This is a genomic window from Tatumella sp. UBA2305 (assembly GCF_002345795.1).
GTDB classification, from domain to species: domain Bacteria; phylum Pseudomonadota; class Gammaproteobacteria; order Enterobacterales; family Enterobacteriaceae; genus Tatumella; species Tatumella morbirosei.
The window spans coordinates 37,356-61,704 of the sequence record NZ_DDVT01000009.1 but is presented as its reverse complement, the minus strand read 5'-3'; the positions used below and the strand labels follow the sequence as shown (position 1 = coordinate 61,704).

The following is a 24,349-nucleotide window of genomic DNA, read 5'->3' as shown; positions in this document are numbered from 1 at the left end:
ATGATTATGCCTTGCTGTCCATTTCATCAAGGCGGCCAAGAAGTTTGCGGGTAATAGTTTCGAGTTGTTGCTGCTCTTCGGTGGAAAGGACTTCCCAAAGATGCTTCAGACTCTGGTGTTGGGGAGGCATAACCTCACACAGAAATTCATAGCCTTGTTCTGTCAGGTGCAGATGCAGACAGCGGCGATCATTACTGCTTTCGCGGCGTTCTATCCAGCCACGTTTCTCCAGTTCGTCTGCAATACGTGTCGCATTTGTCCTGGAAGAGCCTAACGCGGAACTGAGTTCGGATGGCTGAATACTCTGATCTTTACGGGCATCCAGAGTGACGAGCGCCGTAAACAGGGTGTCATTAATACCGCGTTCCTTTAGAATTTTGTTGCGATTTTCAAGCAGTTTCCCCTGGATATGCATGCATAATCGGGTCAGCAACATTTCCCGCAACGGATAGTTGGTGTGGCGCTGAACCAGAACATGCAACATTTCTTCAATTGGAGTAAATGAACTTTCCACGCGAATACCTCACATCAATTATTATTAGGATTTTAATGTCAGACTCAGTCAAATGCTGGCACTTTCCCGCAAAGTGATAGCACCAATTTGTTACCTGTGAGGGGAAGATTCTGCGTAGGGGCAGAGATTCAATACCAGGTAATAGTCACTGCTGGGAAAGTCACCTGACTAAAACTATATCTCGCTAACGATATCAGACCGCTTGTCATGTTAATAGTCTGTAAGAGGCTTTTGTTGAGGCAGATATGATAAAACAGCATGAGAGAGCAGGATTTTTAACGGTTAACAGGTGCAAAAGCAGGAGCAGAAGGACAGGAAATAACCGATGATAAAGGAAAAGTTGGCACTATAAAAAAAGGACAGCCCTGGCTGTCCTTAAATGATTTCCGGAAGATTAGGATTTCGCAGCGGCTAAAGCATCCTGAATCCAGTGATTAAATTCAGCCTGATGGGCATGAATCCAGCCGTCGACCTGACGGTTGACATCTGCGTCACTGTTTTGTCCGGCATTCATCGCAGCATTCTGTGCATTGATATCAGCCAGCGGCAGTTTCATTTCAGCAAACAGTTTTGCAGCGGCTGGGTTCTTCTCTGCCCATGCTTTGTTGGCAACGATATGCATGGTGTTTACCGGGAATCCATAGTTAGCACCATTCGGTAATTGAGTATTTATATTTTTCTGTGCCCCCGGTAATGACGAGAACGGTACCTGTAACCAGACAACGTCACGACCAGGTTTCAGTACATCGCTGACCCAGTAAGGAGTCCAGGTGTAATAAAGGATAGGTTTTCCCTGTTTATAACGGGCAATAGTGTCAGCCATCATTGCGGAATAGTTACCCATGTTGGCCTCAACGGTACTTTGCAGAGAATAAGCCTTAACCTGGTGATTTATAACGGTTTCACAACCCCAGCCAGGGGTGCAGCCGGTCAGGTCAGCTTTACCATCGCCGTTAGTATCAAACAGTTTAGCCAGCTTTGGATCTTTTAACTGAGCAATGTTGGTAATATGGTATTTTTCGGCGGTTTTCTTATCGATCAGATATCCCTGCGCAGCGCCGCTGACATAGGTTCCTTCACGATAAAACACTTTATCTCCACCGGCGGCTTTGTACATATCGTCATGCAGTGGTTGCCAGTTTACGGCAGTAAAAGTCGCGTCGCCCGCAGCAATAGAGGTATAGCCTACGTTGTAATCGACTTCATCCGGGGTATCCACGGTATATCCCAGCTTTTCTAATGCACGACTCACCAGCAGAGTCTGAAAGGTTTCTCCGCTGATGGAACTCTGAACCGGTTTAACGGTGATCCCTTTACCTGGCAGGTCGGCGGCATAGCTTTGCCCTGCGAGGAGTAAAGTCATTGCTGTGGTTGTGACGATTAACTTACGCATGATGATTCCTCTTATCTGCGAGATATCCGCACGTGGCGGACATCTCTGTTATCATTTGGTGGGTGAACTTTTCACAAACGGGCGCAGGATTAGTCCTACCGGTCCTGTCAGGTACCAGTGGCGCTGAGCGCGGCTGCGGCTGTCTGCTCCGACGGACTGTGTCAGCCGGTCAAGAATAATGGCCAGGATTACAATACCGACACCACCCACGGTTGCCAGACCCATATCAAGTCGGCCAATACCGCGTAACACCATTTGGCCCAGACCACCAACGGCTATCATCGATGCAATGACCACCATGGAAAGCGAAAGCATCAGAGTTTGGTTGACGCCGGCCATAATGGTTGGCATGGCTAACGGCAGCTGTACTTTAAACAACATCTGGCGCGGACTGGCACCGAACGATTCGCTGGCTTCGATCAAATCTGCCGGTACCTGCTTGATACCCAAAATGGTCAGTCGGATAACCGGTGGCAGGGCGAAGATAATGGTAACCACGACACCCGGGACGTTTCCGATACCAAACAACATGACAATCGGTACCAGATAAACAAAGGCGGGCGTTGTCTGCATGGCATCGAGTAGCGGACGAATAATTTTCGCCGCACGATCACTGCGTGCCAACCAGATGCCAACAGGCAAGCCAATGACCACACAGAACAACAACGAGGTTAAAACCAGTGACAAAGTCACCATGGCATCTGACCATGCACCGATAGCACCAATCACAATCAGAGACAGCAGTGTCGCAATCCCCATCCCGACATTGGTCATTTGCCAGGCAATCAGCGTGAATATCAGAATTGCCACAGGTGAAGGCATTACTGTCAGCAGATGCTGGAAAGTACTCAGAATAAAATCGACAGGTACACGAATCCCCTGAAATACCGGACGAAAATTACCCACGACCCAGTCAATGGCATGGGTCACCCAGCTGTCTAGCGGAATTAATGTCTTATGGAACGGATCCATAATATTAAAATGTTCATGCGTCACCGGAGCAGGCGTATTCAGCCAATCGTTGGATGAAGCTGCTGCGTCATGACCGCCACTGCCGGTGCTGCTGCCGGCGGAGCCCCAGGCATCTGAAGAGCTGGTATCCGCAGAACCGCCCGCAGAAGGCGATGATGAAGTGGGTGCAGACCAGGGATCACTGCTGCTACTGCCAGCCGCAGGAACTGTGCTGGTCTGAGCTGAAGTATCACTCCATGGATTATTATCTGGCTTGCTCATTATTGATTCCCCTCGCGATCCAGCGCCCGTAACAGACTGCTTTTTGAAATAATGCCGACATACTGGTTGTTTTCATCAGTGACTGGCACTGCACAGGGTGCCGCCGCCACATGTGAAAATATTTCATTTAGCGGTGTTGCGGCAGGTATTGGCAGTGGCGCCTCAAGAAAAGCACTTTCCAGCGTGCCACCGGAAGCCAGGGCCTGTTGTAATGAATCACCGGAAACGATACCGGCAAATTTCTGCTTATCCAGTACATAGCCGAATTCCCGATCCTGATCGCGGAGTAATTGCAGCGCAGTACGCGGACCGAATCCTGGCGCTTTACGCATCAGGGTATTGGCACCCCGACGGGCAATATCTTTAGCACTAAATACCTGGCTGATATCGACACCACGGAAAAAGGTCTTCACATAATCGTTGGCCGGATTATTGAGTATTTCATCCGGCGTCCCAACCTGAATAACTTCCCCGTTTTGCATAATCGCAATCCGGTCTCCGATACGCATTGCTTCATCAAGGTCATGAGAAATAAAAACAATAGTACGCTGTTGACGGGTCTGTAATTTAATTAATTCATCCTGCATTTCAGTACGAATTAACGGGTCAAGCGCTGAGAAGGCTTCATCCATTAACAGAATATCCGGGTTAATGGCTAATGCTCTGGCAAGCCCCACACGCTGACGCATACCACCGGATAATTCATCCGGCCATGAGTGAGCATATTTTTCCAGCCCAACCTGGCGCAGAGACTCTAGTGCTTTTTCCTCCCGTTCCTGCAGAGGTATACCCGCCAGTTCCATACCGAAAGCCGCATTATTTAATACCGTCATATGTGGCATTAATGCAAAAGACTGGAAAACCATACTGATTTTATTACGGCGTATTTCCCGTAGCTGTGTGTCAGGAATTTTAGCGATATCCAGACCGTCAATAAGCACCTGTCCACGGGTAGGTTCGATCAGACGATTGAGAAGGCGAACCATGGTAGATTTTCCGGAACCGGATAACCCCATGATCACAAAAATCTCGCCTTCTTCAATGGCCAGACTGGCATCTTTGACGCCGACAGACAGTCCTGTTTTATCCAGAATCTGTTCTTTACTTAGCCCCTGGTCCAGATATTTAAATGCTTTACCCGGATGGTCACCAAAAATTTTATATAGATTTTTTACTTCAAGTTTAATTGCCATTCAGTCGTATTATCCTGAGTTATATTTATTTTCTCATGGGGTTATAGTGTCCGGAAGGTAATGTACATATATAACCGTACCATACTGAGATTATCTGACAACCCTTGATTTTTCTAATTTGCGGGCGACGAAGCAGGATATTTCCGGTGATACCAGTGATATCAGGGGGTTCGGGAGGGGGCGATACTGTCAGGAGTATTTACTGTTTCAGGTAAACTGATTGTTAATAATAATCTGCGGTACTGTTTTTAACCTGATGAAATAGCATTGTAAACATTTATGGATGTCGGCAGAAATTTCGGCGTTTTGCCAGGTGGATTATTCGGCGTGCAACAAAGATTTTCGGGGGAAATACCGGAGAAACCCTCTCCGGTATTTTGGTCAAAAATTCCAGTCGTCATCTTCAGTCACAGCCAGATTTCCTATGACGTAGGATGAACCAGATCCTGAAAAAAAATCATGATTTTCATCTGCATTTGGCGATAATGACGTGAGTATTTCGGCACTGACATTACATTCGCTGGCAGGAAATAATGCATCATAACCCAGATTCATTAAGGCCTTATTTGCGTTGTATCTCAGGAACATTTTTACTTCATCAACCCACGGGGTACCGACATACAATTCTTCACTGTATGTCAGTTCATTCAGATATAATTTCTGTAATAATTGCCGTGCATACTGCTCTAATTCATCCTGTGTTTGTGTCGGCAATTGGTGTAATTGTTGCTGAAACTTATAGCCTATATAATAACCATGTACAGCTTCATCGCGAATTATTAACCGGATCAAATCGGCAGTGTTGGTCAGTTGTCCACGACTGGACAGATGCATGGGCAACCAGAAGCCTGAATAAAATAAAAATGATTCAAGAAATACGCTGGCTATTTTCTTTTTTAGCGCATCGTCCGCTGCATAGTGCTGCAGGATAATGGTCGCCTTATGTTGCAGAGCCTGGTTATGTTCACTCCAGCGGTAAGCATCATCGACATCTGCGGACTGGCAGAGTGTAGAAAATATTGAGCTGTAGGAGCGGGCGTGAACGGCTTCCATAAAGCAGATATTGGAAAAGACCGCCTCTTCATGAGGGGTTGTTGCATCTGCCATCATTGCCACAGCCCCGACGTTATTTTGAACAGTATCCAGTAATGTCAGACCGGTAAATACCCGCAGGGTGAGGGTTTGAATCGCAGGACTCAGGGTCTGCCAGCTTACCCTATCGTTAGATAAGGGGATTTTTTCCGGCAACCAGAAATTACTGGTTAAACGATTCCAGACTTCCAGGTCTTTATCGTCCTGAAGACGATTCCAGTTAATGGCCTGAACCTGATTGAGTTTATGCATAATATTTTCTCCTGGTTTACAGGGCACAGGCGACACAGCCTTGTAGCTCAGTGCCCTTCAGCGCGGCCTGGCGCAGACGGATGTAATACAGGGTCTTGATCCCTTTCTTCCAGGCATAAATCTGCGCCTTATTAATATCGCGAGTGGTCACATCTGCGTTGAAAAACAGAGTTAGCGATAATCCCTGATCAACATGCTGTGTGGCTTCAGCATAAGTATCAATAATCGCCTGCGGGCCTAACTGATAAGCATCGGCGTAGTAGGCCTGATTATCATTGGTCAGATAAGGAGCAGGGTAGTAGACCCGGCCGAGTTTCCCTTCTTTACGAATTTCTATCTTCGCCGCAATCGGGTGAATACTCGACGTGGCATGGTTGATGTAGGAAATTGAGCCGGTCGGTGGTACCGCCTGTAAATTGCTGTGATATAAGCCATGAATCATGACCTGCTGGCGTAACTGTTGCCAGTCATCCATGGAAGGCAATGTTATCCCGGCATTTTGAAACAGCTCTGCGGCACGGGCAGTGGCGGGTAACCAGGGCTGCGAGGTGTATTTATCGAAAAACTTCCCGCTGGCATAAGCCGATTGTTCAAACCCCGCAAAGCGTTGTTGGCGTTCTCTGGCTATCTCACAGGAGGTTTTTAGCGCGTAATAAGCGATGCAACAGAAATAGATGTTCGTGAAATCCAGCGCTTCCGGGGATCCGTACATAATGTGTTCCCGTGCCAGATAACCGTGCAGGTTCATCTGCCCCAAGCCGATGGCATGAGAGGCCCTGTTCCCTGCCGCGACAGAAGGAACAGAATTCATTTCACTCATATCAGAAACGGCGGTCAGTGCCCGGATCGCTACATTCACGGTACGTTCCGGCTGCCCGGCATCCATAACTTTGGCGATATTCAGAGAACCCAGATTACAGGAGATGTCTTTTCCTATATGGCGATAGCTCAGATCTTCGCGGAATTCACTGGCTTGGTTAACCTGCAAAATTTCTGAACACAGGTTGCTCATATTGATTCTGCCGGCCAGCGGGTTATGACGGTTGACGGTATCTTCAAACATCAGATAGGGATATCCCGACTCGAACTGGATGGCGGCCAGCGTCTGGAACAGGCCGCGGGCGGAAATCCACGTTTTTTGAATACGATCATCCGCCACAAATTCGTCGTAGCGATCATTGATACTGATATCCGCAAACGCGCTACCGCAGACACGTTCTACGTCATAGGGTGAAAACAATGCCATCGACTGATTTTCTCTGGCGAGATGGAAAGTAATATCCGGCAGAACCACACCCAGAGATAAGGTTTTGATGCGGATTTTTTCATCCGCATTTTCCCGTTTGGTATCAAGAAAATGCAAAATATCCGGATGATGAGCATGCAGCCAGACTGCACCGGCTCCCTGGCGGGCACCGAGTTGGTTGGCATAGGAAAAGGCATCTTCCAGCATTTTCATCACCGGGATCACCCCGGATGACTGGCGGGCAATTTTTTTAATTGGAGCACCTTGTTCACGCAGGTTGCTCAGACAGAATGCCACGCCACCTCCACGACGGGAGAGTTGCAGGGCCGAGTTTACCGCCCGGCCGATTGATTCCATATTGTCTTCAATGCGTAACAGGAAGCAGGAAACAAACTCTCCCCGCTGTTGTTTCCCACAGTTTAGGAAGGTGGGGGTGGCAGGCTGGAAACGTCCGTGCAAAATATCGTTCAGGATATCCACCGCCAGAGTCTGAACACCCCGGGCCAGGGTGAGTGCCACCATACAACAGCGCTGGCTAAAATTTTCCAGATACTGACTGCCATCGAAAGTCTTCAGCGCATAGCTTTGATAAAACTTTAAAGCACCGAGAAAAGTGGTAAAACGATGTCCGGCCTCCTCTGCCTGCTGGTGGAGTCCGGTAACAAAACTGAAGGGATATTGATTAAAAACCTCAGCTTCATAATATCCTTCATCCACCAGATAGCGCAGCCTGTCGGCAATCCCGGAGAACTTAACCGTGCGTGAGGCAACGGAGTCCCGGATGTAGAGGTCAGCAGCCTGCAGGTCCTTTTCAAAAGGGATATTTCCCTGTTCGTCGTACAGATTAAGCATGGCATTCAGGGCATGAAAATCTTCGGCAGGGCTTAGCATTGTGTGTGTTGTTGCCATAATTTCTCTACTCCGCAGCGGACGTTAATGAGATCTTCGGGGGTGCCCATCAGTTCTACGTTGCCTATGCAGGGCACACCGCATTTTTGGGCGATAATTTTGCCGGCCAGACAGTAACCGGAGCCGAAATTACGATTGCCGGTACCAATGACACCGTACAGATATTCCCGATAGCGGGGGTTATTCAAAAAGTGGATCACCTGACGAGGTACACTCCCCCGTATTTCTCCACCTCCATAGCTGGGTACCACCAGTAGAAAGGGCTGTGTGACTTCAAAGGAGGCCGGTGCATCCAGCGGGATGCGTTTCGCTTCTAATCCCAGGCGGGTGACGAACCGGTGCGTGTTTTCTGAACGACTGGAAAAGTAAATGAGTGGAAACATGTGCCTTTATCTCCGTTGCTCTGATTGTCACTGAAAACGTCCTCATCATTAAATGAAAATGAATTTAATTCTGATTCGTATTACTGTTTACGGCTTCAAAAAAACCTGTAATGATAAAGTTACAGGTGGCCTGGTCTGAACGTTGCGATGGAAAGATACTATATCTGGTTTATGTGAATATCAACATGCACTATATGTGGTGTTTCACAAAGAGGGGCGTCGACCTGTCGGGAAGGTGCATTAACTATGGCCTGGCGGCACAAAAAAAATTCATGGATTTTCTTTGCCGGCGGAATAGGTTTTATTCTCCCGACATTTATCCTGAATGATAACGTTGTGGCGGTTTGCATCTGTCGGGATATCACGTTTGCCCGGATACCCGGATAAATGACAGGGAGCTGGGGGGCAGATAAGGCCAGGAAAAAGACTCAAAACATAAAGGACGCAATTCAGCGTCCTTTAAAGATGACCACCGCCAGGTTTGGGTGGCAGTGAAAATTGACCTGACAGTAAGTCAGTCAACCGGTGTTAACTTAGCGCCGTGCTAACAACAGACCAAATACGACACCCAGTGCGGCCCCGATACCTGCAGCCGGCAGGGGATTGTCACGGACCCAGCTATCGGCACTACAGCCGGACTGGTAAAATTTATCTTTAAGCGTTTCCTGGCCTTCATTCAGTGAAGCACGAGCCTTCTTCAACAATTTCTCGGCATTTTTTTGTGCTTCCTCGAGCCCGCCTTTTGCATCATCGCTATAGGACTTCAGCAAAGCCTCCAGGCTGTCTGCCAGTTCACTCACTTCCAGTTCGCTCTGATCAATCTGTGATTTTTCTACTTGAGTTGCCATTTTTTTCTCCGGTTTTATCAGCACAGGTTAATAATTATAGACGGGCTGCAACAGATTGCTGACAGTTAGAGAAGATTCCGAATGATCCGGGCTACAGGATACTGCACCTGCGCTAAAGTTACATGGCATAAAAGTATAAGGGGATTAACTATGTATTTACGTCCGGATGAAGTGGCTCGTGTATTGGAAAATGCCGGGTTTGAAATGGATATAGTCACACCCAAAGCCTACGGCTATCGTCGGGGCGAGAGCTATGTCTATGTGAACCGGGAAGCGCGACTGGGGAGAACAGCTCTGGTGATTCATCCGACCTTAAAAGAAAAAAGTCATACTTTTGCTGAGCCAGCCTCAGAGATAAAAACCTCTGATCACTACAAAGAATTTCCGCTCTATCTGGCGGCAGATTCAAATGAACATTATGGTATTCCACACGGATTTAGTTCCAGAATGGCACTGGAACGCTATATCCGTGGGGTATTTGGCTAAAGTAAACGGTAAATCGCAGAGTAGTAGCCTCTGCGGTTTACCGGAATCCGGTTACTGGGCGGTTGGCCCCAGCATCGGTGAACGTTCGGTCTTATATTTTTCAAGAAACTGATGCTGAAAAATACACATCCGGATGGTATTGCGATACTCACCGTTAATAAAAAATTCGTGTTTCAGCACGCCTTCCGTTTCGAAACCCAGTTTGGTGTAAATATGAATGGCTTTTTCGTTTTCCTGATCCACTATCAGATACAACTTATATAAATTGAGTACCGAAAATCCGTATTCCATCGCCAGTTTGGCGGCCTGACTGGCCAGCCCTTTTCCCTGATGCAGCGGATCGATAATGATCTGAAATTCAGCCCGCCGGTGGACATGATTAATTTCTACCAGCTCAACCAAACCTGCATTCTCCCCTTCGTGTTCGACGACAAAACGACGTTCCGTCTGATCATGAATATGCTTATTGTAGAGATCAGAGAGTTCGACAAAGGCTTCATAAGGTTCTTCAAACCAATAGCGCATTACACTGGCATTATTGTCCAGCTGGTGAACAAAATGCAGGTCTTCCCGCTCCAGCGGGCGAAGTTTTATGGTCATTGCCTGTTCCTTTTTTGGCCAGTAAAGCAGCTTTTTCGCGGTTTATCTGATGTTAGCTGCGGTAGCAGACGACAGTTTAAATCTAGTATAACGCGCAGTAAAAATTTCTGGCACAGAGCTTGCATTAATCAGTTTAACGTTAACAGAGGATAAGGGTACTCCTCTGGATCAGGAGACAGCAGTAATGCCAAAAAGTAATATACAACAGTACGGACTGACGGATGATTATCCGCGTGATTTGATCGGTTATGCCGGTAAACCTCCGGCAGCGAACTGGCCCGGGGGCGCCAGAGTGGCAGTACAGTTTGTCCTGAATTATGAAGAGGGCGCAGAGAATCATATCTGGCACGGGGATGCCGGATCTGAGCAATTTTTGTCGGATATCGTCGGCGCAGCCAGCTTTCCTGCACAGCATATGTCGATGGATTCAATGTATGAATATGGTTCGAGGGCTGGGTTCTGGCGAATCCATGGGGAGTTTGTTAAACGTGGCTTGCCACTGACCGTGTTTGGTGTCGCAATGGCACTGGCCCGCAATCCGGAGATAGTCACAGCGATCAAGGCAGCGAATTACGATGTGGTCAGTCATGGCTGGCGCTGGATTCACTATCAGGATATGCCGCCGGAACAAGAACGTCGGCACATGAAGCAGGCCATTGAAGTCCTGACGGAATTATTCGGCAAGCCGCCTACGGGCTGGTATACCGGACGTGACAGCCCGAATACCCGACAGTTACTGGTAGAAGAGGGCGGATTCCAGTATGACAGCGATAATTATGGCGATGATCTGCCGTTCTGGACGCCGGTGACCTGCGCTTCCGGGGAAACCCGCCAGCATCTGGTTATCCCTTATACCCTTGAGTGTAACGATATGCGCTTTGCCACACCTCAGGGCTTCAATACCGCGGACCACTTTTTTAGCTATTTGCGTGACAGCTTCGATGTACTGTATGCAGAAGGAGAAACCGCGCCGAAAATGATGTCTGTGGGGATGCATTGCCGGATTCTGGGAAGGCCTGGCCGCTTCCGGGCGTTACAGCGTTTCCTTGATCATATCAGTCAGTATCCTGATGTCTGGGTATGTACCCGTCAGCAAATTGCCGACCACTGGATGAAGACGCATCCTGCCTCCTGATTCCCCGGGAGGTATCAACATGGCCCCCGGTGGACCGGGGACCATTCTTTATGACATCAGACTGACCTGTGCGGCAACAATTCGCCAGCCTTCGGGGAAACGTACCCAGCTTTGTTGCTGACGACCGATTTTATCGGTATTGGCACGGGTAAACTCGGTACTGCATACGGCAAAATCATTACCGTAGGTGGTGATAACGGTATTGTGTAGTGTTCGATCCAACCCCTTCGAAGGGCGGGCAGCACGAAAAGCCTGGATCTGTTCAATACCGTAGAGGTTTTCACCGGCACCGAGGCGCACGGTAAATGAACTGTGCCAGAAGAGCTCATCCAGCACGTCAATATCATTCCCGGTCAGCGCTTTTTCGTAGCGGTAGAACTGGGTGGTAACCTCTTCTAATACATCCGGTGCATTAATAACGGGCGTGGTCATTCAGCATTATTCCTGAGGGTAAAAGGTGGCAGGGTTATCTGTTGCTGTTCCAGGATTCGGGCGGCCTGCAGGGCGTGAGCTTCCTTGAACGGCGCCGCAATAATTTGTACACCGACGGAAAGACCGTTAGCCGCGGGTAGCGGAACGGTACATACCGGCAATCCTAAGAAGGAAACTGGCTGCGTCAGCATTCCCATACTGGCACGTACCGGCAACTGTTGCTGATTAATCAGCATTGTTTCCTGATTAATCACGGTCGCGCTGCAGGGTGTCGCCGGGGCCAACAGAATATCCACGTCATTAAACACCGGCAGCACCTGCTGGCTGAAATGGCGACGGAATCGCTGAGCCTGAACGTACCAGCTGCCAGGCAGCATGGCGCCCGCCAGCAATCTTTCACGCGAGTGAATTTCAAACAGTTCCGGATGTTGGCGTAATGCCGGCAGATACTGATTACCGCCCTCACTGGCACTGATAATAAACGCGGCAGAGCGAGCCAGCGCAGCATCTTCCCACATGATTTCATCGCCAGCATTCAGCGCCTTTGCGACGACAGCTACCGCCTGGCGGGCTTCATCATCACACCATTGAGAAAAATAGCCGCCCAGAACACCCACCCGGAGTGATCCTGCAGGTGAGGTAAGTGAGAGAACCGGTTCTGCCGCACGCGGGGACTGGAACGCATCGTTCGGATCCAGGCCCTGCAGGCAGTCATACACCAGTGCCAGGTCTTCAACATTGCGGGCAAAAGGGCCGATATGATCCAGACTGGCCACAAAAGGGTGAGATCCCTGGCGCGACAGTCGACCGTAGGTCGGTTTCAGACCAAACACCCCACATAACGCCGATGGCACACGAATAGAGCCATTGGTATCAGTGCCCAGTGAAAAGGGGATCAACCCTGCTGCGACAGCCGCCGCTGACCCTCCCGAGGATCCTCCGGCAATACGCTCTAAATCACGTGGATTATGGCAGGGGCCATAATGGCTGTTTTCTGTGGTAAACCCGTAAGCGTAAGCATCCATATTCAGCATACCGGAGAGCAGTGCGCCCGACTGGCTGAGGCGTTTCACTGCATAGGCGTCTTCCGTCGCCGGAGGACGTCCGGCAAACAGGCGGGCGCCCGCCACAGTAGAATATCCTTTGATATCAAACAGATTCTTCACTGCATAAGGAATACCACTCAGTGGGCCGCCGTGGTTCCCCTGCTGCTGTTGTTTATCGACCTGGTCGGCTTCCTGCAACATGCGTTCACTGGTGACCTCCGTCCAGGCATTAATTTGTGGGTTATATTCGGCGATTGATTGCAGGGTATGGCTGGCAATTTCACGGGCGCTGACTTCACCACGCAACCGTGCCTGCTGTAATGCACTGATCGTCATTTCATTCAGATTCATAACCGGTAGACCCCTGCGATTTCCAGACGATCATCCAGCGGATAGTCCATCAGAGGTTGTGCCATACCGGCAATCCGGGTGATCTGTACCAGTAATTCCGCACGCCTCTCCTCGTTCAGCTCGAGGTCTAAAATTTTTTCCATATGCGCCAGATATTCTGACCATTCGACGGGTTGTGTCATTAAGTGTTCTCCTCAGAAACCTGCTGCACTGCCGTTACTGCGTGGATCATACGCTCCTTCGAGCATGCCATTGCTGTGCCGTACAATAGCTCCAGCATGGCCGACGGCCTCGCTATAATCGTCAAGAATTTCGACATCGTGTCCCATGTCCCGCAGAGCTCCGACCACGCTCTCACTGAAACGGCCTTCAAGTTTGAGGGATTCTGATGATTGTCCCCAGGTGCGGCCGAGTAACCAGCGCGGCGCCGAGATTGCCTGCTGTAAAGGAATGTTCTGCTGAATATGGCGGGTAAACAGAGTGGCCTGAGTTTGTGGCTGACCATCGCCGCCCATCGAACCATAGACCATTACACGGCCATCATTCAGGCGTGCAGCCGCCGGGTTCAGCGTGTGGAATGGTTGTTTGCCGGGCGCGAGAGTCAACAACTGATCGGGTTTCAGGGTAAAAGAGGCTCCCCGGTTCTGCCAGATAAGCCCGGTTTCAGGAATGACCACACCGCTGCCGAATTCATGATACAGACTTTGAATAAATGACACGGCCATTCCCTGGCTGTCTATAACACCCATCCACACAGTATCACCAGGATTCCGCTGCCCTTCTGTCGGAGCGGCTTTGGTGAGATCAATGCGGGCGGTCAGTTGATCGAGTGTGTCAGCATTCAGCAAGTTTTGCGCGTCAATGGTCATTTCACGGGGATCGGTAAGGTATTTATCCCGCAGGCTGAAAGCCTGTTTAGTCGCTTCAACAATCCGGTGGATACTCCCGACTTCATCTGCTGCCGGCATATCCAGTCGATCAGTGATGCCGGCAATAGCCAGCGAAACCAGCCCCTGGGTAGGTGGCGTCAGATTATACAGCGTACCTGTACTGTGTTGCAGTTCCAGGGGGGATCGGCGGCGGGCACGATGTTGCTGTAAATCTTTCAGCGTAACCGGCATGCCCAGTTCAGCCATTCCCCGGGCAATTTTTTCGGCCAGCGGACCACGATAAAAACTGTCAAGCCCCTGGTCAGCAAGCGTATTCAGTGTTGAGGCCAGCGCAGTTTGTTTAAACCGGCTGCCGGCCTGTGGTACCTGACCGCCCGGAAGATAGGTGTCGGCAAACCCGGGCTGGTGTTGCAATTCGCCGAGTTTGGCTGAACTGGCGGCGGCCTGTGACTGCGACACCGGAATGCCGTCGGTTGCGTAGCGGATTGCATCCCCCAGTAAGTCTCCGACAGAGGCGGGCGGGAAACCCAGTTCTTCAGAAATGGTCAGTGCTTCCTGCCAGCCACTGACGGTACCGGCAACGGTCAGTGCGGCTTTCGGACCCCGGTAAGGGATGCTGTTCATGCCGGCGTAAAATTCAACCGACGCCAGGCTGCCTGCTGCACCACTGGCATCGACAGCCAGTGGTTGTCCTTTCGGTGGGACTATCAGCCAAAAACTGTCGCCTCCCAGGCCATTCATATGCGGGTATACCACTGCGATAGTTGCCGCTGCCGCGACCATTGCTTCAATGGCGTTACCGCCACGGCGTAACACTGCCAGAGCACTTTCGCTGGCCAGATGGTGTGGCGTGACGGTCATACCATTAGGAGCCATATTACTTTGATTCATGAGTTCCTCAATTACAGGACTTGCTGAGATACCCCTTTCCTAGCAATTTTTGTTCCGCTTTGCTGAATTTTCGGTGGCCGCGCATCACTATGGATCGAATTGTGCTAGCTTTTGTTGTAACAAACGTTGCAGGAATGATGATGAAACAACTTGATCAACGGCTGGAAAGCCATTACGCCCGGTTATCTCCGCGGGAAAAACGGGTTGCTGATTTTGTTTTTGATCACTTCGATGATTTGATCAGTTACAACAGTGCCGAGCTGGCCCGACTGAGCGGAGTTTCAAAAGCTACCGTCAGCCGGTTATTCAAACGGCTGGGCTATGAAAAATATAAAGATATGCATGATGAACTGCGGACATTACGCCAGTCAGGGATGCCTCTGACGGATAATCGTGATGCCGTTCAGGGAAATACGTTACTTGCCCGGCATTATAAGCAGGAAATGGCAAACCTGACCAGCTGGACGAATGCGATTGATGCGCAGCAGTTTACCGAAATTATTCAGTCACTTAGTCAGTCAAGGCGGGTCGTTATTATCGGCTTGCGTAACTCCTATCCTGTCGCGATGCACTTACGCCTGCAACTGATGCAGGTAAGAAGCCAGGTTTCATTATTGCCCTCACCTGGACAAACATTGTCGGAAGAACTGGCTGATCTCAGTCACGAAGATGTGGTGGTGGTGGTGGGATTCCGTCGGCGTCCATCGATTATCCGGCGGGTACTCGAACAGCTGCAACGTCAGTCTGTTCCGACAGTGCTGTTGAGTGAGCCACAGGTGCCGCTTTTGCAAGGCCTGGCAAGCTGGCAGCTGGCCGCCCCTCTGGAAAGCGTTTCTGCATTTGACAGTTACAGTGCGGCAATGAGCATGGTCAATCTGCTGTCAAATGCCTTACTGCATGAAATGTTGACTGAAGGGCGACAGCGGATTCATCAGATTGCCGATTTGTACCAACAGCTGGACGAGCTGGAGAGACGTTAATGGGGCACTGTTATGGTGCATTGCATTGTTTTTGTGCGAAACGTTGCGCTCAGAAATAACCAGTAATTCAGACTTTCGCTAAACCATACTGGTTTTAAACAAATTTTTTTCTCTATGCATTTGGCACATTAGTTGCAAACATCAATTCAAAAGAATCTTTTGTTTCAATTGAGGCCAGAGGAAAATATGAAAAAGTTGATGATGGTATTTGCAGGAGTGGCTTTACTGGCGGCTCAAACCAGCATGGCCCTTGCTGACCAGTGGCAGGATATTCAGAAAAGAGGTGTCATTCGTATTGCGGTGCCACAGGATTTTGCACCCTTTGGATCGGTCGGCACCGATCTCCAGCCGCAAGGTTATGATATTGACATGGCCAGATACCTGGCAAAGGAGATGAAACTAAAGTTACAGATGGTGCCGGTAAGCAGTGCTAACCGTGTGGCTTATCTGCAGACTGACAAAGTTGACTTGGTGATTTCCAGCCTGGGGAAAAATGCTGAACGTGAGAAAGTGATCGATTTCAGTAACGCCTATGCGCCTTTCTTCCTGGGGGTTTTCGGTCCTAAAGGTCAGACGCTGAAGGATGTGTCAGCCCTGAGTGGCAAAACCGTCGGCGTGACCCGTGGTGCGGTGGAAGATATGGTACTGACCGGTATCGCCCCGAAAGATGTCACTATTCAACGTTATGAAGACAACAATACCACACTGTCGGCCTACCTTTCTGGTCAGGTTCAGTATGTCGCGACCGGTAATCTGGTGGTTGCGGCTATCGCACGTCAGCATCCTTCTGATGCCCCTGTCGCTCAGTTTATGCTCAAAGACTCTCCCTGCTATATCGGTCTGAGAAAAGACGAACCGGCGCTGAAGCAGGAAGTAAATACCCTGATTGCTGAGGGTATCAAAGATGGCACCTTGAATCAGATGTCAGAAAAATGGATGAAAGCACCGTTACCGGCTGACTTAGGGAAATAAGGGCTGCTATGACCGAGCATCTTAATTTCCCGGCGCTCTGGCCGTATCGCCATGAACTAATCTCCGGATTATGGGTGACCATCCAGCTAAGTTTTCTGGCTACTGTGGGCGGTATTGCGCTGGGGATTTTCGGTGCGGCTTTACGTAGCGGAAAACTGACAGTGTTCAGTCGTCTGTGGGCAGGATATGTCGCGATTATCCGTAATACTCCGTTTATGGTGCAGTTATTTTTTATTGTCTTTGGACTGCCAAATGTCGGTATCAGGCTGACGGCAGGGGAGGCCGCGCTACTGACGATGATCATTAATCTGGGTGCCTACAGTACAGAGATTATTCGGGCCGGGATTCAGGTGACACCTAAAGGACAGTGGGAAGCATGCCGGGTGTTAGGGTTTACCCGGCTACAGACTTTTACCCGGGTCATTTTACCCCCGGCGTTACAGCGCATTTATCCTTCACTGGTTGGGCAATGCATTATCGTGATGTTGGGATCCTCGGTCGTGTCTCAGGTGTCGTATCAGGAGCTGACTTTTCAAAGCAGCCTGATTCAGTCACGAACCTTTCTGAGCTTTGAAGTCTACCTGGTGACGACGGCAATTTATTTGCTGCTCTCCATCGGGATGCGTCAGTTGCTGTTAATGGCCGGACGCCGGTGGTTGGGGGTAACTTCAGTATGATGACGTTTTCGGACTGGGATATTATCCGCAATTTAATACTCGCAGGACGCTGGACGGTGCTGTTGTCTTTAGTAGCGTTTGTCGGGGGCACCCTGACAACCATCCCGTTACTGTTATTTCGGATGAGCCGTTACCGCAGTCTGCAGTTGCTGGTGCGTGGCTACTGCGGATTATTTCAGGGGACACCGTTACTGATGCAGCTATTTCTGGCATTTTTCGGCGTAGCGCTGTTCGGCATTGATGTATCTCCCTGGACGGCGGCTTCACTGGCGCTGACCCTGTATACCAGTGCGTATTTACTGGATATCTGGTACGGCAGTATTCGGGCGTTACCCAAAGGCCAATGGGAAGCCTGCCGCTGTATCGGGCTGAGTTTTAGACAGACACTGTTGCATGTGATTATTCCGCAGGCTCTGCGAATCGCTATTGCGCCGACAGTGGGCTTCGCCGTTCAGGTGATCAAAGGTACCGCGCTGGCCTCGGTGATCGGCTTTGTCGAGATAATGAAAGCCGGCACCATGCTAACCAATGTCACCTTTGAGCCGTTCAAAGTATTTGCTCTGGTGGCGCTGGGTTACTTTATTTTGTGTTATCCGCTGTCCCGTTACAGCCAATATCTGGAGAAGAAATTCGATGCCTCTCATCACCATTAATCAGATGCAAAAGTATTACGGTGATAACCATGTGCTAAAAGGTATCGATCTGGATATCGATGCCGGAGAAGTGGTTTCCATTATTGGCAGGAGTGGTTCCGGGAAAAGTACTCTGCTGCGATGCATCAACGGACTGGAAAGTTACCAGGAAGGGAGCATCAAACTGGGAGGGATGACCATCACCAGCCAGGACAGCCAGGCAAAGACCATCAGTCAGTCTGTGGGGATGGTGTTTCAGAGTTTTAATCTGTTCCCGCATATGACGGCTCTGGAGAATGTGATGTTGGCACCGCGTCTGGTGTTGAAGAAATCTAAAGCCGAAAGTCAGGAACTGGCCACCCGGATGCTGGAGAAGGTCGGTCTGGGTGAACGTATTCATTATTCACCCGCCAGCCTGTCCGGAGGTCAGCAACAGCGCGTCGCCATCGCCAGGGCACTGGCGATGAACCCCAAAGTGTTGCTGTGTGATGAAATTACCTCTGCGCTTGACCCGGAGCTGGTGGGGGAGGTTTTGCGCGTGCTGGAACAATTAGCGGCTGATGGTATGACACTCATTCTGGTCACTCATGAGATGAATTTCGCCAGAAATGTCGGGGACCGGGTAGTGTTTATGCACCAGGGAAAAGTCTGGGAGCAGGGTGACAGTAAAACGCTGTTTGCTCAGCCAGCCACGGCCGAACTGAAACAATTTATCTCGACGGTACATTTGTAATCTCAATTTCAAAGGAACGAGTTATGGAACTCAGCCAGTTTTCACCCTTAAATCCACCACAACGCTTACTGATGGGCCCGGGCCCGATTAACGCTTATCCTCAGGTGTTGCGGGCAATGTCCAGCCAGTTACTCGGCCAGTATGATCCGGCGATGACCGGTTATATGAATGAGGTGATGTCACTGTATCGCGGAGTGTTTTGTACCCAAAATCAGTGGACCATGCTGGTAAACGGAACCTCTCGTGCCGGAATTGAAGCGATATTAGTCTCGGCGATTAAACCTGGCGATAAGGTGCTGGTGCCGGTATTTGGTCGGTTCGGACACCTGTTATGTGAAATAGCCCACCGCTGTCGCGCAGAAGTTCATACCATTGAAGTCCCGTGGGGTGAAGTGTTTACCCCCGATCAGATTGAAGATGCGATTCGTAAAATCAGACCACGGCTGTTACTGACCGTACAAGGCGACACTTCCACCACGATGCTGCAACCCCTGAATGAACTGGGGGCGATCTGCCGTAAATATGACGTACTGTTCTATACCGATGCTACGGCATCCCTGGGCGGCAACGCACTGGAAACCGATGCATGGGGGCTGGATGCCGTTTCTGCCGGGATGCAAAAATGTCTGGGAGGGCCTTCCGGAACCTCTCCGGTGACCCTGAGCCCGGCGATGGAAGCGGTTATCCGTCAGCGCAAGCGGGTCGAGCAGGGGATCCGTACCGTCGATCACCAGGACGGCAACGAGGAAATGATCTATTCCAACTATTTTGATCTGGGGATGATCATGGATTACTGGGGGCCAGAGCGGTTAAATCACCACACTGAAGCCACCAGTGCACTCTTTGCAGCCCGGGAATGTGCGCAAATTATTTTGCAGGAAGGCCTGGAAGCGGGGATTGTGCGGCATAAACTGCATGGTGATGCCATGCTGAAGGGCATTCAGGCCATGGGGTTAGAGGTTTTCGGTGATATCAGCCATAAAATGAATAATGTGCTGGGAGTGGTTATCCCACAGCAGGTGAACGGAGACCAGGTTCGCAGCATGATGCTAAACGATTTTGGTATCGAAATCGGCACTTCCTTTGGTCCGCTGCACGGTAAAGTCTGGCGAATTGGCACCATGGGTTATAACGCCCGTAAGCAGTGTGTATTGCAGACGTTGACGGCACTTGAAGCGGTACTTAATCAGCTGAAATATAGCACGGTCCAGGGGGCGGCGATGCAGGCGGCCTGGGAGCATTATCAGACGGAAGGCAACCATGGATAACCGGATGAGTTCTGTCCAGTCACAGCAGGCAGGTCATCGTGTGATGACCCGCAGTGATGAACTGGCAGCCATTAGTGAAACACAGGGTCAGCTGACCCGTGTTTATTTGTCGCCGGAGCACCTGCGGGCCAATCAGCAGGTAGCTGAGTGGATGCAGGCGGCAGGTATGCGGACGTGGCAGGATGAAGTGGGAAATATTTGCGGCCGTTACGAAGGTCAGACCGCCGGTGCTCCGGCAATTCTGCTGGGCTCCCATCTGGATAGCGTCAGAAACGCCGGTCGTTATGATGGTCCGCTGGGGGTATTAACGGCCATTGAGACCGTCAGTTGGCTGAATCAGCAAAATATCCGTTTGCCGGTAGCTGTTGAAGTGGTTGGTTTTGCCGATGAAGAAGGCACCCGGTTTGGTATTACCTTGCTGGGGAGTCGAGGGATCACCGGGCGCTGGCCGGAATCCTGGGTGAGTCATCCCGATGCCGAAGGTATTACGGTCGCTCAGGCCATGCAGGCCTGTGGGCTGGATGCGGCTAAAATCGGTGGAGCAGCACGGCGACCTGAAGATATCGTTGCCTATCTGGAGTTGCATATTGAGCAGGGACCTTGCCTGGAAGATGCCGGACTGGCACTCGGGGTGGTGACGGCTATTAATGGAGCGAAGCGACTAAACTGTCGCTTTACCGGGCTTGCCGGACACGCCGGTACGGTTCCGATGACTCATCGTAAAGATGCCCTGGCGGCGGCGGCAGAATGGATGGTGTTTATCGAAAGCTGTACTCAACAGCGTGGTTCTCAGCTGGTGGCCACTGTGGGTACCATTTCCTGTGCACCCGGAGCCGTTAATGTGATTGCCGGTGAAGCAAATCTGTCGCTGGATATCCGTGGACCGCAGGATGAACCGCTGGCGGATCTGCTGGAAACGTTGCTGGAGCAGGGGAAGCAAATTGCCCTGCGTCGTGGATTACAGTTCAGTGCTGAAGAGTTCTATGGTATCCCGGCGACCGCCTGTGATAAACGGTTGCAACAGGCACTGACCGATGCGGTGACAGAAGTCCAGGGGAAATCGATGTTACTTCCCAGTGGGGCGGGGCATGATGCGATCGCGATTGCCGAATGTTGGCCGGTTGCCATGCTGTTTGTCCGCTGTGCCGGCGGTATCAGCCATCATCCTGATGAGTCGGTCACTGCAGATGATGTCGCGTTAGCAATCCGTGCCTACCTGCTGGCGATTCAGCAGGTGGCTGAGCAGTATAAGACTGTCGCCTGAGCTATCCACGATACGGAGAACGGTTATCAGATGAATATTGTTCAGTTTAATCAGCTTTCGCTATCTGAAGCCAAAGCTGCTATTGAGGCCTGTGTTGCAATAGAGAGCTGGCAGCAGCCACTGGTGGCAGCCAGACCCTTTGATTCAGTCTCTCAGTTGCTGGAAGTCGCCCGGGGCCTGACAGACCACTGGCAGCAGGCTGAACTCCTGCAGGCACTCAGTGCCCATCCGCGAATTGGGGAAAAAGCGACCGGTAGTCAGTCGCATGCTACGGCATCCCGTTCTGAGCAGTCCGCTGTACTCTCAGCGGATAGTCAGATAAAACAACAGATGGCGGAAGGAAATCGTGCCTATGAACAGCGGTTCGGTCGTATTTTTTTGATCAGGGCCAAAGGGCGCAGCCCGCAGGATATTCTGGCTTGCCTGGAGCAACGCCTGAATAATGATGACACCACCGAGATACAGGAAAGCATTCAGCAACTGCGTGAGATCACGTTATTGCGTTTGCAGGAGATCTTTTCATGAGCACAATCACTACCCATATTCTGGACACCGCGCTGGGAAAACCCGCCCGTGATGTCAGAATAACTCTGGAGCAGCAGTCACCTGAAGGCTGGTCACTGACAGGGCAGGGAAAAACGGACAATGACGGGCGACTGAAATCACTGACCACGGAACCGGTGACCCCGGGACATTACCGGCTGACGGCAGAAATTGGTGACTATTTTGCGGTAAGCGGACGTCAGTCTTTGTACCTCACCGCGCAGATCGATTTTTTGATCCCGGAAGCAGGCAGCTATTACCATCTGCCGTTTTTAATTACGCCGTGGTCATGGTCAACTTATCGCGGTAGCTGAGGTAAAATTTACGGCTGGCTGAGGAAAATCTCCCCGGTCAGCCGTCAGTGATTTTTATAAATCCACGGTAAAATCGTCAGCATCACGCCAGGCCGGGAAGCGCTCGCGATAGGCCTGTAGCTCATTCATTGACAGTACTGCCTGAGCAACCGCGGGTTGACTGGCCGGTAATGTCGCCAGAAAGTCACCTGTCGGGCTGATGATTCTGCTGTCACCACTGTAGCTGTGGTTGTTCGCGTCATCCCCGACACGGTTGCAGCCCATGACGTAAACCTGATTTTCGATAGCCCTGGCGAGCAGCAGTGCCTGCCAGTGTTGGCTGCGTGGTGCCGGCCAGCTGGCGATATACAGCGCCAGATCATAATCATTGCGGTTGCGGGAGAATACCGGGAAACGCAGGTCATAACAGACCTGTGGAAGAATCCTCCAGCCACGCCATTCAACGATCACTCGTTGCTTGCCGGCCTGATAATAGTGATGTTCATCCGCCATACGGAACAAGTGACGTTTATCATAACGATGAACCTCGCCTTCCGGGGTGACCAATAAAAAGCGGTTGACTGCACCTTCCGGAGTTTGTAGTGCGACACTGCCCCCCACCAGGGCCTGAAAACGGCTGGCCTGAGTATGTAACCATTCAATGACCACCGGCTCAGGCAGTGAACTTTTGGCCGCTTCCATGGCAAAACCGGTGGTGAACATTTCCGGCAGCAGAATCAAATCAGCTTCGGTAACTTCGTTCAGCGCCTGTTCAAAATGGCGAAAGTTAGCTTCACCATCCATCCATACCAGAGGTTGCTGCAACAGTGCGACTTTTAGATCTGACATAATTTCTCCGCAGCGGCCTGCAATGTGGATTCCTGTTTCGCAAAACAGAGCCGGACCAGCTTGTGAGGAAACTCACCGGCACAAAAAACCGATAACGGAATGGCCGCCACACCGACTTCTTTGGTCAGCCACAGACAGAAATTCACGTCATCCATGTCTGATATTGCACTGTAATCGAGTAACAGGAAGTAGGTCCCTTCACAAGGCAGAACTTTAAAACGACTATTCTGCAAAGCATTGGTCAGGAAATCCCGGCGACTGCGGTAGAATTCCGGTAATTCCAGATAATGCGCTGGCTCCTGACGCAGCATATCCGCCAATGCTAACTGAGCCGGGGTATTGACGGCAAACGTCAGGAACTGGTGAACCTTGCGAATTTCAGCCGAAATAGCGGCAGGAGCCACACAGTAGCCCACCTTCCAGCCCGTCATGTGGAATGTTTTACCAAATGACGATACCGCAATACCACGCTCACGTAATTGCGGGTGCTGTAGCAGGCTGACATGCCCGGCAGGTGCAAAGCAGATATGCTCATAAACTTCGTCACTCAGGACATAGATTTCCCGGGACTGAATTGCCTGCCAAAGGCTGGCAAAATCGCTGCTCTGCCAGACAGTGGCTGTTGGATTGTGCGGTGTGTTGAGGATCACTAACCGGGTCTTATCACTCAGTAACTGATCAAATGCCTGCCAGTCCGGATGAAATCCCGGCGGCTGCAATGCAATACGTTTCAGTATGCCTCCGGATAATTCTACAGCGGGTGCATAGCTGTCGTAGCTGGGATCGAAGCAGATCACTTCATCGCCAGGCCGCACCAGTGCGGTGATCGCCGCAAACAGGGCTTCGGTAGCACCCGCGGTGACCGTGATATCGGTATTCACATCCGGCGTGTAGTCATAGCAGCGGTGAGTTTTTTCAGCAATGGCTTCACGCAACGGCTGAGTCCCGGTCATCGGGGCATACTGGTTTGCTCCCTGGCTGACGTGCCAGGCCAGGCGCTGTTGCAGATACTCCGGGCCATCGAAATCAGGAAATCCCTGTGACAGGTTAATCGCGTTGTGTTGTTGTGCCAGGGCACTCATCTGACTGAAAATAGTGGTTCCCAGAGCAGGGAGCTTGCTTTCGGGAGTGAAGGTCTGCTGCGTCATTATTACTCTGCCTTATCTGCGGCTGTCCGGATGAAAGATTAATCACTGGTCAGTTATACCTTTATTGATGCCACTATAAACAGGATGGTAATATTT

The 24,349-nt window shown here is 50.6% G+C and carries 26 protein-coding genes; 11 read left to right on the top strand and 15 right to left on the bottom strand.

The genetic code is table 11. The features are described 5' to 3' along the window. Positions 1-4: 4 nt before the first annotated feature. The 8 genes from mprA to B3Z23_RS03755 form a co-directional block, all read right to left on the bottom strand. The gene (mprA, locus tag B3Z23_RS03790) at positions 5-514 is read right to left on the bottom strand and encodes a transcriptional repressor MprA (RefSeq protein ID WP_294901715.1); all 510 of its coding nucleotides are present in this window, start codon (positions 512-514) and stop codon (positions 5-7) included. 394 nt (positions 515-908) lie between these two features. Then, complete coding sequence (proX, locus tag B3Z23_RS03785) at positions 909-1,907, bottom strand: glycine betaine/L-proline ABC transporter substrate-binding protein ProX (protein WP_294901713.1); 999 nt, start codon at positions 1,905-1,907, stop codon at positions 909-911. Between the two features lie 51 nt (positions 1,908-1,958). Next, a complete protein-coding gene (proW, locus tag B3Z23_RS03780; protein ID WP_294901711.1) occupies positions 1,959-3,140 on the bottom strand; it encodes a glycine betaine/L-proline ABC transporter permease ProW in 1,182 nt (393 codons plus the stop codon). Continuing rightward, on the bottom strand, positions 3,140-4,333 hold the full coding sequence (gene proV, locus B3Z23_RS03775; RefSeq protein ID WP_294901709.1) for a glycine betaine/L-proline ABC transporter ATP-binding protein ProV: 1,194 nt from the start codon (positions 4,331-4,333) through the stop codon (positions 3,140-3,142). Before proV ends, proW begins: the two co-directional genes overlap by 1 nt. Positions 4,334-4,714: 381 nt before the next feature. Further along, positions 4,715-5,677 (bottom strand): class 1b ribonucleoside-diphosphate reductase subunit beta, encoded by a 963-nt coding sequence (gene nrdF / locus B3Z23_RS03770; RefSeq protein WP_294901706.1) that lies wholly within the window; start codon positions 5,675-5,677, stop codon positions 4,715-4,717. A 16-nt stretch (positions 5,678-5,693) separates the two neighbouring features. Continuing rightward, positions 5,694-7,832, bottom strand: coding sequence for a class 1b ribonucleoside-diphosphate reductase subunit alpha (gene nrdE / locus B3Z23_RS03765; protein WP_294901704.1), 2,139 nt, complete (start codon positions 7,830-7,832; stop codon positions 5,694-5,696). Next, positions 7,808-8,215, bottom strand: coding sequence for a class Ib ribonucleoside-diphosphate reductase assembly flavoprotein NrdI (gene nrdI, locus B3Z23_RS03760; protein WP_294901702.1), 408 nt, complete (start codon positions 8,213-8,215; stop codon positions 7,808-7,810). The genes nrdE and nrdI overlap by 25 nt, the downstream gene beginning before the upstream one ends. 533 nt (positions 8,216-8,748) lie before the next feature. After that, on the bottom strand, positions 8,749-9,063 hold the full coding sequence (locus tag B3Z23_RS03755; protein WP_038022860.1) for a DUF883 family protein: 315 nt from the start codon (positions 9,061-9,063) through the stop codon (positions 8,749-8,751). Between the two features lie 150 nt (positions 9,064-9,213). Between B3Z23_RS03755 and B3Z23_RS03750 the strand changes: the two genes are divergently transcribed. Then, complete coding sequence (locus B3Z23_RS03750; protein ID WP_294901699.1) at positions 9,214-9,549, top strand: DUF2002 family protein; 336 nt, start codon at positions 9,214-9,216, stop codon at positions 9,547-9,549. A gap of 51 nt (positions 9,550-9,600) precedes the next feature. Here the strand turns inward: B3Z23_RS03750 and speG are convergent, their stop codons facing one another. After that, a complete protein-coding gene (gene speG / locus B3Z23_RS03745; RefSeq protein WP_038022857.1) occupies positions 9,601-10,149 on the bottom strand; it encodes a spermidine N1-acetyltransferase in 549 nt (182 codons plus the stop codon). Between the two features lie 184 nt (positions 10,150-10,333). On the opposite strand from speG, the gene puuE reads away from it, so the two are divergent. After that, complete coding sequence (gene puuE, locus B3Z23_RS03740) at positions 10,334-11,284, top strand: allantoinase PuuE (RefSeq protein ID WP_294901696.1); 951 nt, start codon at positions 10,334-10,336, stop codon at positions 11,282-11,284. 48 nt (positions 11,285-11,332) lie between these two features. On the opposite strand, the gene hpxZ is transcribed toward puuE, so the two are convergent. From hpxZ to B3Z23_RS03720, 4 genes are read right to left on the bottom strand one after another with little or no spacing between them, the layout of a single operon-like run. After that, positions 11,333-11,716, bottom strand: a complete 384-nt coding sequence (hpxZ, locus tag B3Z23_RS03735) for an oxalurate catabolism protein HpxZ (RefSeq protein WP_294901694.1) — start codon at positions 11,714-11,716, stop codon at positions 11,333-11,335. Then, entirely contained in the window at positions 11,713-13,113 is a 1,401-nt protein-coding gene (locus B3Z23_RS03730) for an AtzE family amidohydrolase (RefSeq protein WP_294901692.1), read from the bottom strand. The genes hpxZ and B3Z23_RS03730 overlap by 4 nt, the downstream gene beginning before the upstream one ends. After that, a complete protein-coding gene (gene hpxX / locus B3Z23_RS03725) occupies positions 13,110-13,295 on the bottom strand; it encodes an oxalurate catabolism protein HpxX (protein WP_038022849.1) in 186 nt (61 codons plus the stop codon). The genes B3Z23_RS03730 and hpxX overlap by 4 nt, the downstream gene beginning before the upstream one ends. 12 nt (positions 13,296-13,307) lie before the next feature. Further along, positions 13,308-14,894, bottom strand: coding sequence for a gamma-glutamyltransferase family protein (locus B3Z23_RS03720; RefSeq protein ID WP_294901690.1), 1,587 nt, complete (start codon positions 14,892-14,894; stop codon positions 13,308-13,310). A gap of 140 nt (positions 14,895-15,034) precedes the next feature. Here B3Z23_RS03720 and B3Z23_RS03715 point away from each other — a divergent pair, with 140 nt between their 5' ends. From B3Z23_RS03715 to uraH, 9 genes are all read left to right on the top strand, one after another. Further along, on the top strand, positions 15,035-15,874 hold the full coding sequence (locus B3Z23_RS03715) for a MurR/RpiR family transcriptional regulator (RefSeq protein ID WP_294901688.1): 840 nt from the start codon (positions 15,035-15,037) through the stop codon (positions 15,872-15,874). 186 nt (positions 15,875-16,060) lie between these two features. After that, complete coding sequence (locus B3Z23_RS03710) at positions 16,061-16,846, top strand: transporter substrate-binding domain-containing protein (protein WP_294901686.1); 786 nt, start codon at positions 16,061-16,063, stop codon at positions 16,844-16,846. A gap of 8 nt (positions 16,847-16,854) precedes the next feature. Continuing rightward, a complete protein-coding gene (locus tag B3Z23_RS03705) occupies positions 16,855-17,523 on the top strand; it encodes an amino acid ABC transporter permease (protein WP_294901684.1) in 669 nt (222 codons plus the stop codon). Further along, positions 17,520-18,176, top strand: coding sequence for an amino acid ABC transporter permease (locus B3Z23_RS03700; protein WP_294901682.1), 657 nt, complete (start codon positions 17,520-17,522; stop codon positions 18,174-18,176). Before B3Z23_RS03705 ends, B3Z23_RS03700 begins: the two co-directional genes overlap by 4 nt. Beyond that, the gene (locus tag B3Z23_RS03695) at positions 18,157-18,888 is read left to right on the top strand and encodes an amino acid ABC transporter ATP-binding protein (protein ID WP_294901680.1); all 732 of its coding nucleotides are present in this window, start codon (positions 18,157-18,159) and stop codon (positions 18,886-18,888) included. Before B3Z23_RS03700 ends, B3Z23_RS03695 begins: the two co-directional genes overlap by 20 nt. A gap of 23 nt (positions 18,889-18,911) precedes the next feature. Then, positions 18,912-20,156, top strand: coding sequence for a pyridoxal-phosphate-dependent aminotransferase family protein (locus B3Z23_RS03690; RefSeq protein WP_294901677.1), 1,245 nt, complete (start codon positions 18,912-18,914; stop codon positions 20,154-20,156). After that, complete coding sequence (gene hpxK / locus B3Z23_RS03685; protein ID WP_294901675.1) at positions 20,149-21,420, top strand: allantoate amidohydrolase; 1,272 nt, start codon at positions 20,149-20,151, stop codon at positions 21,418-21,420. The genes B3Z23_RS03690 and hpxK overlap by 8 nt, the downstream gene beginning before the upstream one ends. 30 nt (positions 21,421-21,450) lie before the next feature. Then, positions 21,451-21,945: a 2-oxo-4-hydroxy-4-carboxy-5-ureidoimidazoline decarboxylase gene (gene uraD / locus B3Z23_RS03680; RefSeq protein WP_294901673.1), complete on the top strand. Its 495-nt coding sequence runs from the start codon at positions 21,451-21,453 to the stop codon at positions 21,943-21,945. Further along, a complete protein-coding gene (uraH, locus tag B3Z23_RS03675) occupies positions 21,942-22,277 on the top strand; it encodes a hydroxyisourate hydrolase (protein WP_294901671.1) in 336 nt (111 codons plus the stop codon). The genes uraD and uraH overlap by 4 nt, the downstream gene beginning before the upstream one ends. A gap of 54 nt (positions 22,278-22,331) precedes the next feature. Here uraH and B3Z23_RS03670 read toward each other — a convergent pair whose 3' ends face one another. Next, on the bottom strand, positions 22,332-23,105 hold the full coding sequence (locus B3Z23_RS03670) for an amidohydrolase (protein WP_294901669.1): 774 nt from the start codon (positions 23,103-23,105) through the stop codon (positions 22,332-22,334). Continuing rightward, a complete protein-coding gene (locus tag B3Z23_RS03665; protein ID WP_294901667.1) occupies positions 23,093-24,253 on the bottom strand; it encodes a pyridoxal phosphate-dependent aminotransferase in 1,161 nt (386 codons plus the stop codon). Before B3Z23_RS03665 ends, B3Z23_RS03670 begins: the two co-directional genes overlap by 13 nt. Between the last annotated feature and the right edge of the window lie 96 nt (positions 24,254-24,349).

What these genes read in the sequence shown, in the direction of transcription:
- B3Z23_RS03705 (WP_294901684.1), top strand. Translation starts at nt 16,855, where the DNA reads ATGACCGAGCATCTTAATTTCCCGGCGCTCTGGCCGTATCGCCATGAA.
- hpxZ (WP_294901694.1), bottom strand. Translation starts at nt 11,716, where the DNA reads ATGACCACGCCCGTTATTAATGCACCGGATGTATTAGAAGAGGTTACC.
- nrdF (WP_294901706.1), bottom strand. Translation starts at nt 5,677, where the DNA reads ATGCATAAACTCAATCAGGTTCAGGCCATTAACTGGAATCGTCTTCAG.
- speG (WP_038022857.1), bottom strand. Translation starts at nt 10,149, where the DNA reads ATGACCATAAAACTTCGCCCGCTGGAGCGGGAAGACCTGCATTTTGTT.
- B3Z23_RS03670 (WP_294901669.1), bottom strand. Translation starts at nt 23,105, where the DNA reads ATGTCAGATCTAAAAGTCGCACTGTTGCAGCAACCTCTGGTATGGATG.
- nrdI (WP_294901702.1), bottom strand. Translation starts at nt 8,215, where the DNA reads ATGTTTCCACTCATTTACTTTTCCAGTCGTTCAGAAAACACGCACCGG.
- B3Z23_RS03695 (WP_294901680.1), top strand. Translation starts at nt 18,157, where the DNA reads ATGCCTCTCATCACCATTAATCAGATGCAAAAGTATTACGGTGATAAC.
- B3Z23_RS03665 (WP_294901667.1), bottom strand. Translation starts at nt 24,253, where the DNA reads ATGACGCAGCAGACCTTCACTCCCGAAAGCAAGCTCCCTGCTCTGGGA.
- B3Z23_RS03690 (WP_294901677.1), top strand. Translation starts at nt 18,912, where the DNA reads ATGGAACTCAGCCAGTTTTCACCCTTAAATCCACCACAACGCTTACTG.
- uraD (WP_294901673.1), top strand. Translation starts at nt 21,451, where the DNA reads ATGAATATTGTTCAGTTTAATCAGCTTTCGCTATCTGAAGCCAAAGCT.
- B3Z23_RS03700 (WP_294901682.1), top strand. Translation starts at nt 17,520, where the DNA reads ATGATGACGTTTTCGGACTGGGATATTATCCGCAATTTAATACTCGCA.
- B3Z23_RS03715 (WP_294901688.1), top strand. Translation starts at nt 15,035, where the DNA reads ATGAAACAACTTGATCAACGGCTGGAAAGCCATTACGCCCGGTTATCT.
- puuE (WP_294901696.1), top strand. Translation starts at nt 10,334, where the DNA reads ATGCCAAAAAGTAATATACAACAGTACGGACTGACGGATGATTATCCG.
- proX (WP_294901713.1), bottom strand. Translation starts at nt 1,907, where the DNA reads ATGCGTAAGTTAATCGTCACAACCACAGCAATGACTTTACTCCTCGCA.
- B3Z23_RS03730 (WP_294901692.1), bottom strand. Translation starts at nt 13,113, where the DNA reads ATGAATCTGAATGAAATGACGATCAGTGCATTACAGCAGGCACGGTTG.
- uraH (WP_294901671.1), top strand. Translation starts at nt 21,942, where the DNA reads ATGAGCACAATCACTACCCATATTCTGGACACCGCGCTGGGAAAACCC.
- B3Z23_RS03720 (WP_294901690.1), bottom strand. Translation starts at nt 14,894, where the DNA reads ATGAATCAAAGTAATATGGCTCCTAATGGTATGACCGTCACGCCACAC.
- hpxX (WP_038022849.1), bottom strand. Translation starts at nt 13,295, where the DNA reads ATGACACAACCCGTCGAATGGTCAGAATATCTGGCGCATATGGAAAAA.
- nrdE (WP_294901704.1), bottom strand. Translation starts at nt 7,832, where the DNA reads ATGGCAACAACACACACAATGCTAAGCCCTGCCGAAGATTTTCATGCC.
- hpxK (WP_294901675.1), top strand. Translation starts at nt 20,149, where the DNA reads ATGGATAACCGGATGAGTTCTGTCCAGTCACAGCAGGCAGGTCATCGT.
- B3Z23_RS03755 (WP_038022860.1), bottom strand. Translation starts at nt 9,063, where the DNA reads ATGGCAACTCAAGTAGAAAAATCACAGATTGATCAGAGCGAACTGGAA.
- B3Z23_RS03750 (WP_294901699.1), top strand. Translation starts at nt 9,214, where the DNA reads ATGTATTTACGTCCGGATGAAGTGGCTCGTGTATTGGAAAATGCCGGG.
- proW (WP_294901711.1), bottom strand. Translation starts at nt 3,140, where the DNA reads ATGAGCAAGCCAGATAATAATCCATGGAGTGATACTTCAGCTCAGACC.
- B3Z23_RS03710 (WP_294901686.1), top strand. Translation starts at nt 16,061, where the DNA reads ATGAAAAAGTTGATGATGGTATTTGCAGGAGTGGCTTTACTGGCGGCT.
- proV (WP_294901709.1), bottom strand. Translation starts at nt 4,333, where the DNA reads ATGGCAATTAAACTTGAAGTAAAAAATCTATATAAAATTTTTGGTGAC.